At 50.3% G+C, this 13,429-nt stretch carries 13 protein-coding genes; 11 read left to right on the forward strand and 2 right to left on the reverse strand.

What is annotated here, in order from left to right:
- Positions 1–96: 96 nt before the first annotated feature.
- From K0778_RS08940 to hscC, 10 genes are all read left to right on the forward strand, one after another.
- Positions 97–1,137, forward strand: coding sequence for a PhoH family protein (locus K0778_RS08940; protein WP_001018040.1), 1,041 nt, complete (start codon positions 97–99; stop codon positions 1,135–1,137).
- Positions 1,134–1,601 carry an rRNA maturation RNase YbeY gene (gene ybeY / locus K0778_RS08945; protein WP_000084469.1) on the forward strand — a complete coding sequence of 156 codons (468 nt, stop codon included), beginning with the start codon at positions 1,134–1,136 and terminating at the stop codon, positions 1,599–1,601. Before K0778_RS08940 ends, ybeY begins: the two co-directional genes overlap by 4 nt.
- Before the next feature lie 89 nt (positions 1,602–1,690).
- Positions 1,691–2,569 carry a CNNM family magnesium/cobalt transport protein CorC gene (corC, locus tag K0778_RS08950; protein ID WP_001278605.1) on the forward strand — a complete coding sequence of 293 codons (879 nt, stop codon included), beginning with the start codon at positions 1,691–1,693 and terminating at the stop codon, positions 2,567–2,569.
- Positions 2,570–2,593: 24 nt separating this feature from the next.
- Entirely contained in the window at positions 2,594–4,132 is a 1,539-nt protein-coding gene (gene lnt, locus K0778_RS08955) for an apolipoprotein N-acyltransferase (RefSeq protein ID WP_000853021.1), read from the forward strand.
- Positions 4,133–4,528: 396 nt separating this feature from the next.
- Complete coding sequence (gene gltI / locus K0778_RS08960; RefSeq protein WP_153449070.1) at positions 4,529–5,437, forward strand: glutamate/aspartate ABC transporter substrate-binding protein GltI; 909 nt, start codon at positions 4,529–4,531, stop codon at positions 5,435–5,437.
- A gap of 169 nt (positions 5,438–5,606) precedes the next feature.
- Positions 5,607–6,347: a glutamate/aspartate ABC transporter permease GltJ gene (gene gltJ / locus K0778_RS08965; protein WP_153449071.1), complete on the forward strand. Its 741-nt coding sequence runs from the start codon at positions 5,607–5,609 to the stop codon at positions 6,345–6,347.
- The gene (gltK, locus tag K0778_RS08970) at positions 6,347–7,021 is read left to right on the forward strand and encodes a glutamate/aspartate ABC transporter permease GltK (protein WP_000272824.1); all 675 of its coding nucleotides are present in this window, start codon (positions 6,347–6,349) and stop codon (positions 7,019–7,021) included. The genes gltJ and gltK overlap by 1 nt, the downstream gene beginning before the upstream one ends.
- Positions 7,021–7,746, forward strand: a complete 726-nt coding sequence (gltL, locus tag K0778_RS08975) for a glutamate/aspartate ABC transporter ATP-binding protein GltL (protein WP_000631384.1) — start codon at positions 7,021–7,023, stop codon at positions 7,744–7,746. Before gltK ends, gltL begins: the two co-directional genes overlap by 1 nt.
- Positions 7,747–7,863: 117 nt before the next feature.
- Positions 7,864–8,799, forward strand: coding sequence for a pyrimidine-specific ribonucleoside hydrolase RihA (rihA, locus tag K0778_RS08980; protein WP_001207520.1), 936 nt, complete (start codon positions 7,864–7,866; stop codon positions 8,797–8,799).
- An 83-nt stretch (positions 8,800–8,882) separates the two neighbouring features.
- A complete protein-coding gene (gene hscC, locus K0778_RS08985; RefSeq protein WP_063084761.1) occupies positions 8,883–10,553 on the forward strand; it encodes a molecular chaperone HscC in 1,671 nt (556 codons plus the stop codon).
- 59 nt (positions 10,554–10,612) lie between these two features.
- On the opposite strand, the gene djlC is transcribed toward hscC, so the two are convergent.
- Both djlC and K0778_RS08995 read right to left on the reverse strand, forming a co-directional pair.
- On the reverse strand, positions 10,613–12,064 hold the full coding sequence (djlC, locus tag K0778_RS08990) for a co-chaperone DjlC (RefSeq protein WP_153449072.1): 1,452 nt from the start codon (positions 12,062–12,064) through the stop codon (positions 10,613–10,615).
- Entirely contained in the window at positions 12,061–12,768 is a 708-nt protein-coding gene (locus K0778_RS08995) for a DUF1266 domain-containing protein (protein WP_001030934.1), read from the reverse strand. The genes djlC and K0778_RS08995 overlap by 4 nt, the downstream gene beginning before the upstream one ends.
- Before the next feature lie 101 nt (positions 12,769–12,869).
- Between K0778_RS08995 and K0778_RS09000 the strand changes: the two genes are divergently transcribed.
- On the forward strand, positions 12,870–13,424 hold the full coding sequence (locus K0778_RS09000; protein ID WP_063084762.1) for a tetratricopeptide repeat protein: 555 nt from the start codon (positions 12,870–12,872) through the stop codon (positions 13,422–13,424).
- The last annotated feature ends 5 nt before the right edge of the window (positions 13,425–13,429 follow it).

Consider the following 13,429-nt stretch of genomic DNA (forward strand, 5'->3'; position numbering starts at 1 on the left):
ATTGCAATGCTTGCGCCTTTTTCCTGTGGCGTGAATAATTTCCTTATAGGCCGGTGAATGTTCAGCTTCCGGCGGCATACAGATAAGAGGAACGGTTTGAACATAGACACTCGCGAAATCACCCTGGAGCCAGCAGACAATGCGCGTCTGTTGAGCCTGTGCGGCCCGTTTGATGACAACATCAAGCAGCTCGAACGCCGTCTCGGCATCGAGATCAATCGCCGCGATAACCACTTTAAACTGACCGGCCGTCCGATTTGCGTCACCGCTGCGGCAGACATTCTGCGTAGCCTGTATGTCGATACTGCCCCGATGCGCGGTCAGATTCAGGATATCGAACCGGAACAGATCCACCTTGCGATTAAAGAAGCGCGGGTACTGGAGCAAAGCGCGGAGAGCGTGCCGGAGTACGGCAAAGCGGTCAATATCAAAACCAAACGCGGCGTAATTAAGCCGCGCACGCCAAACCAGGCGCAGTACATCGCCAATATTCTCGACCATGACATTACCTTCGGCGTTGGCCCGGCGGGTACGGGTAAAACCTACCTGGCAGTGGCTGCGGCAGTTGATGCCCTGGAGCGTCAGGAAATTCGCCGTATTCTGCTGACTCGTCCGGCAGTAGAAGCCGGTGAGAAACTGGGCTTCCTGCCTGGCGATTTAAGCCAGAAAGTAGACCCGTATCTGCGCCCGCTGTACGACGCGCTGTTTGAAATGCTGGGCTTTGAGAAAGTCGAGAAACTGATTGAGCGCAACGTTATTGAAGTCGCACCGCTGGCCTATATGCGTGGTCGTACGCTGAACGACGCGTTTATCATTCTCGATGAGAGCCAGAACACCACCATCGAACAGATGAAGATGTTCCTGACCCGTATCGGTTTTAACTCAAAAGCGGTTATCACCGGCGACGTCACACAGATCGACCTGCCGCGTAATACTAAATCAGGCTTACGTCACGCCATCGAAGTGCTGGCCGATGTCGAAGAGATCAGCTTTAACTTCTTCCACAGCGAAGACGTGGTTCGTCACCCTGTGGTGGCGCGTATCGTTAACGCCTATGAAGCCTGGGAAGAAGCCGAACAAAAACGAAAAGCGGCGCTGGCAGCAGAACGCAAGCGCGAAGAACAGGAACAAAAATGAGTCAGGTGATCCTCGATTTACAACTGGCATGTGAAGATAATTCCGGGTTACCGGAAGAGAGCCAGTTTCAGACATGGCTGAATGCGGTGATCCCGCAGTTTCAGGAAGAATCGGAAGTGACGATTCGCGTGGTCGATACCGCCGAAAGCCACAGTCTGAATCTGACCTATCGCGGTAAGGATAAGCCGACCAACGTGCTCTCCTTCCCGTTTGAAGTGCCGCCTGGCATGGAAATGTCGCTACTGGGCGATCTGGTTATCTGCCGTCAGGTGGTTGAGAAGGAAGCTCAGGAGCAAGGCAAACCACTGGAGGCGCACTGGGCGCATATGGTGGTGCACGGCAGTCTGCATTTGTTAGGTTACGATCACATCGAAGATGACGAAGCAGAAGAAATGGAAGCCCTCGAAACAGAGATTATGCTTGCTCTGGGCTATGAGGATCCGTACATTGCCGAGAAAGAATAATTTGCCAGGCATTTGACTGGCAGACGTCCCCGCCGTTGGTGATTAACGACGGCGTTTTGATTAACTAACATGAGAACCCATACGACGCCATGAGCGACGACAATTCACACAGTAGTGACACGATAAGCAACAAGAAGGGATTTTTCTCCCTGTTACTCAGCCAACTTTTCCACGGTGAACCGAAAAACCGTGACGAACTGCTGGCGCTGATCCGTGATTCCGGGCAGAACGACCTTATCGACGAAGATACGCGCGATATGCTCGAAGGGGTGATGGACATCGCAGACCAACGCGTTCGCGACATCATGATCCCCCGCTCCCAGATGATTACCCTGAAACGCAACCAGACGCTGGACGAATGTCTTGATGTCATCATCGAGTCCGCCCACTCACGTTTCCCGGTGATTAGCGAAGACAAAGATCACATTGAAGGGATTCTGATGGCGAAAGACTTGCTGCCGTTTATGCGCAGCGATGCTGAAGCCTTCAGCATGGACAAAGTGTTACGTCAGGCGGTTGTCGTTCCTGAAAGTAAGCGCGTAGACCGGATGCTGAAAGAGTTTCGCTCTCAGCGTTACCACATGGCGATCGTTATTGACGAATTCGGTGGGGTTTCCGGTCTGGTGACCATTGAAGACATCCTGGAACTGATTGTTGGTGAGATTGAAGACGAGTATGACGAAGAAGATGATATCGACTTCCGTCAGCTGAGTCGTCATACCTGGACCGTACGCGCACTGGCTTCCATTGAAGACTTCAACGAAGCGTTCGGCACCCACTTTAGCGATGAAGAAGTCGACACTATCGGTGGTCTGGTGATGCAGGCATTTGGGCATCTTCCGGCGCGTGGCGAAACTATCGACATCGACGGTTACCAGTTCAAAGTGGCGATGGCCGACAGTCGGCGTATTATTCAGGTTCATGTCAAAATCCCGGATGACTCACCCCAGCCGAAGCTGGATGAATAAAACCGAAACTGGATAGATAACTACATGGCTTTTGCCTCATTAATTGAACGCCAGCGCATTCGCCTGCTGCTGGCGTTATTATTCGGTGCCTGCGGAACGCTGGCCTTCTCTCCTTACGACGTCTGGCCTGCGGCGATTATTTCGCTGATGGGGCTTCAGGCGTTGACCTTTAACCGCCGTCCACTCCAGTCTGCCGCTATTGGCTTTTGCTGGGGATTTGGCCTCTTTGGCAGCGGTATTAACTGGGTCTATGTCAGCATCGCGACCTTTGGCGGAATGCCTGGCCCGGTTAACATCTTCCTGGTGGTGCTGCTGGCGGCGTATTTGTCGCTGTATACCGGACTGTTTGCTGGCGTGCTGTCGCGTCTGTGGCCGAAAACCACCTGGCTGCGCGTAGCGATTGCCGCCCCTGCCCTCTGGCAAGTGACCGAGTTTCTGCGCGGTTGGGTACTGACCGGCTTCCCGTGGTTACAGTTCGGCTATAGCCAGATTGATGGCCCGTTAAAAGGGCTGGCACCGATAATGGGCGTGGAAGCCATTAACTTCCTGCTGATGATGGTTAGTGGCCTGCTGGCACTGGCGTTGGTCAAACGCAACTGGCGTCCGCTGGTGGTGGCCGTCGTGCTGTTTGCCCTTCCCTTCCCGCTGCGTTACATCCAGTGGTTTACCCCACAACCGGAGAAAACCATTCAGGTTTCGATGGTTCAGGGCGATATTCCGCAATCGCTGAAATGGGACGAAGGCCAGCTTCTTAATACGCTGAAGATTTACTACAACGCAACGGCACCGCTGATGGGCAAATCATCGTTGATTATCTGGCCGGAGTCGGCGATAACCGATCTGGAAATTAATCAGCAACCGTTCCTCAAAGCACTGGACGGTGAGTTGCGTGATAAAGGTAGCTCGCTGGTAACCGGGATTGTCGACGCGCGTCTCAATAAGCAGAACCGCTACGATACCTACAACACCATCATCACGCTGGGTAAAGGTGCGCCGTACAGCTACGAATCAGCCGATCGCTATAACAAAAACCATCTGGTGCCGTTTGGCGAGTTTGTCCCGCTGGAGTCGATTCTGCGTCCGTTAGCACCGTTCTTTGATCTGCCGATGTCGTCGTTCAGCCGTGGGCCATATATCCAGCCGCCGCTGTCGGCAAATGGTATTGAGCTTACTGCGGCTATTTGCTACGAGATCATTCTCGGCGAGCAAGTGCGCGATAACTTCCGCCCGGATACCGACTATCTGCTGACTATCTCCAACGATGCGTGGTTTGGTAAATCTATTGGTCCATGGCAACACTTCCAGATGGCGCGAATGCGTGCGCTGGAGCTGGCGCGCCCACTGTTGCGCAGCACCAACAACGGCATTACGGCGGTGATTGGCCCGCAGGGTGAGATTCAGGCGATGATCCCGCAGTTCACCCGCGAGGTGTTAACCACTAACGTGACGCCGACCACCGGACTCACACCATACGCACGTACCGGCAACTGGCCGCTGTGGGTGCTGACGGCATTGTTTGGTTTTGCTGCTGTGTTGATGAGTCTGCGTCAGCGACGTAAATAATCCCTTCTTATCGTGCCGGAATACATCCCATATTTCGGCACGCTCACCGGATGCGGCATCAGTGCATTATCCGGATAACAATATTCTCCTATCCAACTTTGGCACATCTATTGCTTTGTTATACAAGGCAAACCCTGAATCAGCATCAGTACAACCTAGTTGCACCACAGTAATCCAGCGGTAGCACTAAAAGAGTGCATTTTAAGAATTTTGCTTCGGAATGGTGCGGCGCATCTCGCAAAAACAAACAATAAAACAGCAATATCTTTACATTTAGCCAAACTAAATGTTACCTAACAGGCACAACACTGCACAATAAAGTTGCAGACGATAACAACACAAACACTCACAACGGGTATCCATGCGTTCTTAACGCAGAAGATAAAGGAGTTGGATATGCAATTACGTAAACCTGCCACAGCAATCCTCGCCCTGGCGCTTTCCGCAGGACTGGCACAGGCAGATGACGCCGCCCCGGCAGCGGGCAGTACGCTGGACAAAATCGCCAAAAACGGTGTGATTGTCGTCGGTCACCGTGAATCTTCAGTGCCTTTCTCTTATTACGACAATCAGCAAAAAGTGGTGGGTTACTCGCAGGATTACTCCAACGCCATTGTTGAAGCAGTGAAAAAGAAACTCAACAAACCGGACTTGCAGGTAAAACTGATTCCGATTACCTCACAAAACCGTATTCCACTGCTGCAAAACGGCACTTTCGATTTTGAATGTGGTTCTACCACCAACAACGTCGAACGCCAAAAACAGGCGGCTTTCTCTGACACTATTTTCGTGGTCGGTACGCGCCTGTTGACCAAAAAGGGTGGCGATATCAAATATTTTGCCAACCTGAAAGACAAAGCCGTAGTCGTCACTTCCGGCACTACCTCTGAAGTTTTGCTCAACAAACTGAATGAAGAGCAAAAAATGAATATGCGCATCATCAGCGCCAAAGATCACGGTGACTCTTTCCGCACCCTGGAAAGCGGTCGTGCCGTTGCCTTTATGATGGATGACGCTCTGCTGGCCGGTGAACGTGCGAAAGCGAAGAAACCAGACAACTGGGAAATCGTCGGCAAGCCGCAGTCTCAGGAGGCCTACGGTTGTATGTTGCGTAAAGATGATCCGCAGTTCAAAAAGCTGATGGATGACACCATCGCTCAGGTGCAGACCTCCGGTGAAGCGGAAAAATGGTTTGATAAGTGGTTCAAAAATCCAATTCCGCCGAAAAACCTGAACATGAATTTCGAACTGTCAGACGAAATGAAAGCACTGTTCAAAGAACCGAATGACAAGGCACTGAACTAATTACAAGAACCAGGGGCGGAAATTCCAGCCCTCTCGATTGTTACGTAGCACGGACAGACTATACGCCTGATGGTCGTTCCCCATCGGGCCTGAAAACCGCAATACGCTGGGTAACAATCTTCGAGGGTAGCAGTTAACGCTGCTACCCTCTTTTTTCTGGAGTAGATTTATGTCTATAGACTGGAACTGGGGTATTTTTTTACAACAAGCCCCGTTCGGCAACACCACCTATCTTGGTTGGATCTGGAGTGGTTTTCAGGTGACGATCGCTTTGTCGATCTGCGCCTGGATTATCGCTTTCCTCGTCGGTTCATTTTTCGGCATTTTACGTACCGTTCCAAACCGTTTTCTCTCTGGTCTGGGTACGTTGTATGTCGAACTGTTCCGCAACGTGCCGTTGATTGTGCAATTCTTTACCTGGTATCTGGTGCTCCCGGAGCTGCTGCCGGAGAAAATCGGCATGTGGTTTAAGGCCGAGCTGGATCCCAATATTCAGTTTTTCCTTTCATCCATGCTCTGCCTGGGGCTGTTTACCGCCGCCCGTGTTTGCGAACAGGTACGCGCCGCGATTCAGTCGCTGCCGCGAGGGCAAAAAAATGCCGCGCTGGCGATGGGCCTGACGCTACCGCAGGCTTATCGATACGTACTGCTGCCTAATGCTTATCGCGTTATCGTCCCGCCGATGACCTCAGAGATGATGAACCTGGTGAAAAACTCCGCCATCGCCTCGACTATCGGTCTGGTGGATATGGCGGCGCAGGCGGGTAAATTGCTCGATTACTCAGCCCATGCCTGGGAGTCGTTTACCGCCATTACGCTGGCGTATGTGTTGATTAACGCTTTTATCATGCTGGTGATGACGCTGGTTGAACGTAAAGTTCGCCTGCCTGGCAACATGGGGGGCAAATAATGTACGAGTTTGACTGGAGTTCCATTGTCCCTTCCCTGCCATATCTGCTCGACGGGCTGGTGATCACCCTGAAAATCACCGTCACGGCGGTAGTGATTGGTATTTTGTGGGGCACGATGCTGGCGGTGATGCGTTTATCCAGCTTTGCGCCCGTGGCGTGGTTTGCCAAAGCCTACGTTAACGTATTCCGCTCGATTCCTTTAGTTATGGTTTTGCTGTGGTTTTACCTGATCGTGCCGGGTTTTCTGCAAAACGTGCTGGGATTATCGCCAAAAAATGATATCCGTTTAATTTCGGCGATGGTGGCGTTTTCGATGTTTGAAGCGGCCTACTATTCAGAGATTATCCGTGCTGGTATTCAAAGTATTTCTCGTGGTCAATCGAGCGCCGCGCTGGCGTTGGGAATGACTCACTGGCAGTCGATGAAACTGATTATTCTGCCGCAGGCGTTCCGCGCGATGGTGCCGCTGCTGCTCACTCAGGGCATCGTACTGTTCCAGGATACCTCACTGGTGTATGTGTTATCCCTGGCCGATTTCTTCCGTACCGCCTCAACCATTGGTGAGCGTGATGGTACGCAGGTTGAGATGATCCTGTTTGCCGGATTTGTTTATTTCGTTATTAGTCTTAGCGCGTCGTTGTTGGTCAGCTACTTGAAAAGAAGGACAGCATAATGATTACCCTGAAAAATGTTTCAAAATGGTATGGTCACTTTCAGGTGCTGACCGACTGCTCAACCGAAGTGAAAAAAGGCGAAGTGGTGGTGGTTTGCGGCCCGTCTGGTTCCGGCAAATCAACGCTGATTAAAACCGTCAACGGCCTCGAACCGGTGCAGCAAGGTGAAATCACCGTCGATGGTATCGTGGTTAACGACAAGAAAACCGATCTGGCAAAGCTGCGTTCCCGCGTCGGGATGGTATTCCAGCATTTCGAGCTGTTCCCTCATCTGTCGATTATCGAAAACCTGACCCTGGCGCAGGTGAAAGTGCTTAAACGCGATAAAGCGCCGGCTCGTGAAAAAGCCCTGAAACTGCTGGAGCGTGTCGGGCTTTCTGCTCACGCCAATAAGTTTCCGGCGCAGCTTTCCGGCGGTCAGCAGCAGCGTGTGGCAATCGCTCGCGCGTTGTGTATGGATCCTATTGCGATGCTGTTTGACGAACCGACATCGGCGCTGGATCCGGAGATGATCAACGAAGTACTGGACGTGATGGTGGAACTGGCGAACGAAGGAATGACCATGATGGTGGTGACCCACGAAATGGGCTTTGCCCGTAAAGTGGCGAATCGGGTGATCTTTATGGACGAGGGTAAAATTGTCGAAGACTCGCCGAAAGACGCTTTCTTCGATGATCCGAAATCGGACCGCGCAAAAGACTTCCTCGCGAAAATCCTGCATTAATCACTCTGGCGCGCATACCCAATTGCGCGCCATCTCACGCTTTATCGTTTCGCCCCTCGTATCTGTTACATCCTGGCGTTACCCTTGTCGCAAAGAAGCACACAACAAGGAGCAACAATGGCACTGCCAATTCTGTTAGATTGCGACCCAGGTCATGACGACGCTATCGCAATAGTTCTCGCCCTCGCCTCACCAGAGCTTGATGTCAAAGCAATTACGTCTTCCGCCGGAAACCAGACACCAGAAAAAACCTTACGCAATGTTCTGCGTATGCTGACCTTGCTTAATCGCACCGATATTCCGGTAGCAGGCGGCGCGGTAAAACCGTTAATGCGTGAGTTGATTATCGCGGACAATGTGCACGGCGAAAGCGGTCTCGACGGCCCGGCATTACCGGAACCGACATTCGCACCGCAAAACTGTACGGCGGTAGAGCTGATGGCGAAAACGCTGCGTGAAAGTGCGGAACCTGTCACCATTGTGTCTACCGGACCGCAAACTAACGTTGCCTTGCTGCTCAATAGCCATCCGGAACTGCATAGCAAAATTGCCCGTATCGTGATTATGGGTGGCGCTATGGGGCTGGGTAACTGGACGCCTGCGGCTGAATTTAATATTTACGTTGACCCGGAAGCGGCAGAAATTGTCTTCCAGTCAGGGATCCCGGTGGTGATGGCCGGTCTGGATGTTACTCATAAAGCACAAATCCACGTTGAAGACACCGAGCGTTTCCGCGCGATTGGTAACCCTGTTTCAACCATTGTTGCCGAACTGCTGGATTTCTTCCTCGAATATCATAAAGACGAAAAATGGGGCTTTGTCGGCGCACCACTGCATGACCCATGCACCATCGCCTGGCTGTTGAAACCGGAGTTATTTACCTCTGTTGAGCGCTGGGTTGGCGTGGAAACACAGGGGAAATATACCCAGGGTATGACGGTTGTTGATTATTATTATCTGACAGGCAATAAACCGAATGCCACCGTAATGGTCGATGTTGATCGTCAGGGCTTTGTTGATTTACTGGCTGATCGTCTGAAATTTTACGCTTAACACACGTCATTGATTAAGATCACCACGCGTTACCTGGGTGGTCTTAATCTGTTTATCTCTTTTTCTTTCAAGATATAAATGCAATGGATAATGCAGAACTCGCCATTGGTATCGATCTCGGTACTACCAATAGTTTAATTGCCGTCTGGAAAGACGGTGCCGCGCAATTAATTCCAAATAAGTTCGGTGAATATTTAACACCATCCATAATTAGCATGGATGAAAATAATCATATTTTAGTCGGAAAACCGGCTGTATCACGGCGTACTTCGCATCCGGATAAAACGGCAGCGTTATTTAAACGTGCAATGGGCAGTAATACCAACTGGCGGTTAGGCAGCGACACATTTAACGCGCCAGAACTGTCCTCTTTGGTATTACGCTCATTAAAAGAAGATGCCGAAGAATTTCTGCAACGTCCGATTAAAGATGTGGTGATCTCCGTTCCGGCTTATTTCAGCGATGAACAACGCAAGCATACCCGTTTAGCAGCGGAGTTAGCCGGGTTAAATGCGGTACGCTTAATTAATGAACCCACAGCAGCTGCGATGGCGTATGGCCTGCATACCCAACAAAATACCCGTTCGCTGGTGTTTGATCTCGGTGGCGGCACGTTTGACGTTACGGTGCTTGAGTACGCCACGCCGGTGATTGAAGTTCACGCCTCCGCTGGCGACAACTTTCTTGGTGGCGAAGATTTTACCCATATGCTGGTCGATGAGGTTTTAAAACGCGCGGATGTCGCCAGGACCACGCTTAACGAGAGTGAACTGGCAGCCTTGTACGCCTGTGTGGAAGCGGCAAAATGTAGCAATCAATCGCCATTGCACATTCGCTGGCAGTATCAGGAAGAAACGCGGGAATGCGAATTTTACGAGAACGAACTGGAAGATTTGTGGTTGCCGCTGCTCAATCGCTTGCGAGTGCCGATTGAACAGGCGTTGCGCGATGCGCGTCTGAAGCCGAGTCAAATCGACAGTCTGGTGCTGGTTGGCGGCGCGTCACAAATGCCGCTGGTGCAGCGAATCGCCGTGCGTCTGTTTGGCAAATTACCGTATCAAAGTTACGATCCGAGCACCATTGTCGCGCTGGGCGCAGCAATCCAGGCCGCCTGCCGCTTACGCAGTGAAGATATTGAAGAGGTAATCCTCACTGATATTTGCCCTTACTCGTTGGGCGTTGAAGTTAACCGCCAGGGCGTTTCCGGCATTTTCTCGCCGATTATTGAACGAAACACCACTGTGCCCGTGTCGCGTGTAGAAACTTATTCAACCATGCACCCGGAACAGGATTCAATTACGGTTAACGTCTATCAGGGAGAAAACCACAAAGTTAAAAACAACATTCTGGTGGAAACCTTCGATGTGCCGTTGAAGAAAACCGGGGCTTATCAGTCGATTGATATTCGCTTTAGTTATGATATCAACGGGTTGCTTGAAGTTGACGTGCTTCTGGAAGACGGCAGCGTTAAGTCCAGAGTGATTAACCACAGCCCGGTAACATTGAGCGCGCAGCAGATTGAAGAGAGTCGGACGCGGTTATCCGCATTGAAAATTTATCCGCGCGATATGCTCATCAATCGCACCTTTAAAGCCAAACTGGAAGAGTTGTGGGCGCGGGCGCTGGGTGACGAGCGAGAAGAGATCGGCCGGGTGATCACCGATTTTGATGCGGCGTTGCAGTCAAACGATATGGCCCGCGTGGATGAAGTTCGGCGGCGGGCGAGCGATTATTTAGCCATTGAGATCCCATAAACACGGCTGCCGGATGCGGCGTAAACGCTGCATCCGGCATCGGCGCAAAAAACACATCGTCAGCTAAACAACATCGCGATTTTGCCGAGAGCATAACCTATCACCAGCACCGTTAAACTGATTTTGATAATGCTGGTAATGCTCTGTGGTTTTTCACCCTCATCATTTTTTTCTTCATGATTTTCAGGTGTTGGCTCATCGACATCTTCATCCTCCGGCTCGAGTTTCACTTTCGTCAAAAGCATCCGGGTGACAATGGCCTCTAATGGATGAGCATCTCCGCCTTCCAGCCTTGTATTAAGACGGGCCAGCATCTCTTGTTTCGGAAACGCTTCAAGTACTACCTGTTCCGCTACCCGATACAAATCCAGGAACGGTGAATCTTGCTCTGTCTCGCTACCGACTCTCGATTTCCACCACGCCCATGCTTTGCGCTTGAAGAATAACGACTCAATAAACGATTGACCTAACGGCGATAATTTTCCGCTATGTAAAATCTCCGCCCATAACAGCCGCGTCCGGGCGCTCTCACCAGGAACATATTTCAGCGGTTGACCTTGCGCATCTACCATGCTCCGCGCTTCGATAACCATCACTAATAACGCGAAATAATCCGGGCAATGACGCTTGCTCCACTGCAACAACAAATTATCAGCTTGTGTAGATGGGTAACTTTCCCAGTACGCGCAGAGATCGGCAAGCAGGCTTTCCCCCTCGCCGCAGTACAAACGTTGTGCACACAAGTAATACCGGGCATCTTCGCTTTCTGGTTCTTCCGTTTGCCACTGTTGAGCGACAGGAATGAGTTCCGCCATACCTGTTTGCACCGAGCTGTACCAGCGCAACAGTTTGCGATGTAACTTTGCATCATCAGGAATTAACCACGGACCTTCCATCGCCAAAAACGCAGTGACATAGTCAGGATGGTAACGGCAGCAACGTTCCAGCGCGAAGTAATACTCAACAGTCTGGTTCTGCAACGCAATGGGATATTCCAGAAGGCTAAGGAAATCGAAACAATCACCAGCCTGAATGGCCTCAAGAAAAGCCTCCCTTTCTTCCTCATCCATTCCTTCGCTGTCATTAAATGAATGCCAGTTCAAACGCTCTGCCAGCAAAGAAGCACAATTTAATGAAAGATATCGCGCTTCTATGGCGATTGCACACAGCGGCCAGCGTAATTGATCGACATCCTCCATGTTCCAGGTATTTAATTGCTGAATAAATTTCTGCCAGGCGGAAGGCTGAAAACGATCACTTTCTGAATCCAGTAATGTCCTGAATGCACGTAGTATTTCATGTTCAGCGGCAGCATCTTTTTCTTCATCATCTGCTTCCTCGACAGGATTTACCGCCAGTCGCAGGGCCTCTTCATAGGCCTGGCGTAATGCTTTAAACCCTTGCGGATCGGTTTCGGGATGACACAACGGTAAGCGAGCAAGATAAGCCTGGCGGATAATGTCTATTTGCGTCGTGCTTTTAATTTCGAGGATTTGCCAACATGTTTTCATAGGTCGCTCACATCCTTAAGCGTTACCGGGCATTCAGACTGGACAGTTAATGGCTGCCAGGGAAGCGTGGCATAGAAACGATCGCTTCCCGCTGCCAGCTCTTCGAACATACGACTCCCGGCGCTATCGTATTTGTACAGGGTTAGCGCCTCGCGTAGCGAAGTGTTGTCTTCGCACTGAGAAGATTGCCAGTAGAGACGTCCTAACGAATAGGCGGAAAAATAGTGCATCCAGCTGTGATAGTAATGGTGAGCTCGTACATAGACGCGCGATTGCAGCCATAAACTCTCTTCTTCCGTCAGCCACTTGTTGAGCACACCGACCCGTGACAGAAACCCCATTCGAACATAATCCCAGGCTTTGATTCCCCCTTCCCCACAGCACATAGCGGTTTGGGCAACGAATTGGGTATAAATCAACCCTCTCTCCGAGCCACCAGCAATTAATGCTTTCCACTCTTCAGGGGAAGAGCGATGCCATGTCAGATATAAGCCAGCTAAATCATTGGCATGACCATCATCAGTCATCTGATAAATAGTCTGAATTAAATCATCACGATTATTTATTCCCCAGGATGATGAGAGCTCGAATTCTTTTATCCCAGTATACATTTTTGGCGAGTCATGCGCGGGTTTGCAACCCTGATTAAGTATTTCCATGGGCGCAGAAAGCGCAAAAAGAAGATATTGTTCTTCCTTATTCATTTGTTAATAATCCCTTAAGTGCATTAACTGACTACTTTTTTATTATTGATGAGTATAAACTTGACGCTTTCAAAATAAAAAGAAAATCGAAGCATTCACACATGAATAAAAAATTAATGTATATATTCGCAATTTTTATAGTTGCAGCAATTACCTGTATTAGCCAACCCAAGAAAACGACGTTGCGTGATAAAGCCATGGTGAATTATGCCTTTGATTATTTAAGCTCACCGGGCAGTCTTCCATTCACCACGGCAGCCACGGAGCTTTCCGCGATTCATGGTCACTCAACGTCGCAATATCGCCTTGGAGAATTTTATCTTCATGGTAGCGACGGTAAACCACTGGATTATACACAGGCGAGATACTGGTATGAGCAATCAGCGGAACAGGAAAATCCACGCGCGCAAAGTAAACTGGGGTGGATCTACCTCAAAGGTCTGGGGGTCAACCCCGACACCCGTAAAGCAATTCTCTGGTATAAGGAAGCAGCTGAACAAGGGTATGCTCATGCTCAATATACTTTAGGTTTGATCTACAGAAATGGCTCAGGTATTAATGTTAACCATTATGAATCTCAAAAATGGTTAAAACTGGCCGCCAAACAATATTACAAAAATGCGGAAAGATTACTTGCCGGGCTTCCCGCACATTAACGTCG

Origin of the sequence: Escherichia sp. XD33 (genome assembly GCF_019375075.1) — a bacterium.
Taxonomy (GTDB): domain Bacteria; phylum Pseudomonadota; class Gammaproteobacteria; order Enterobacterales; family Enterobacteriaceae; genus Enterobacter; species Enterobacter flexneri_A.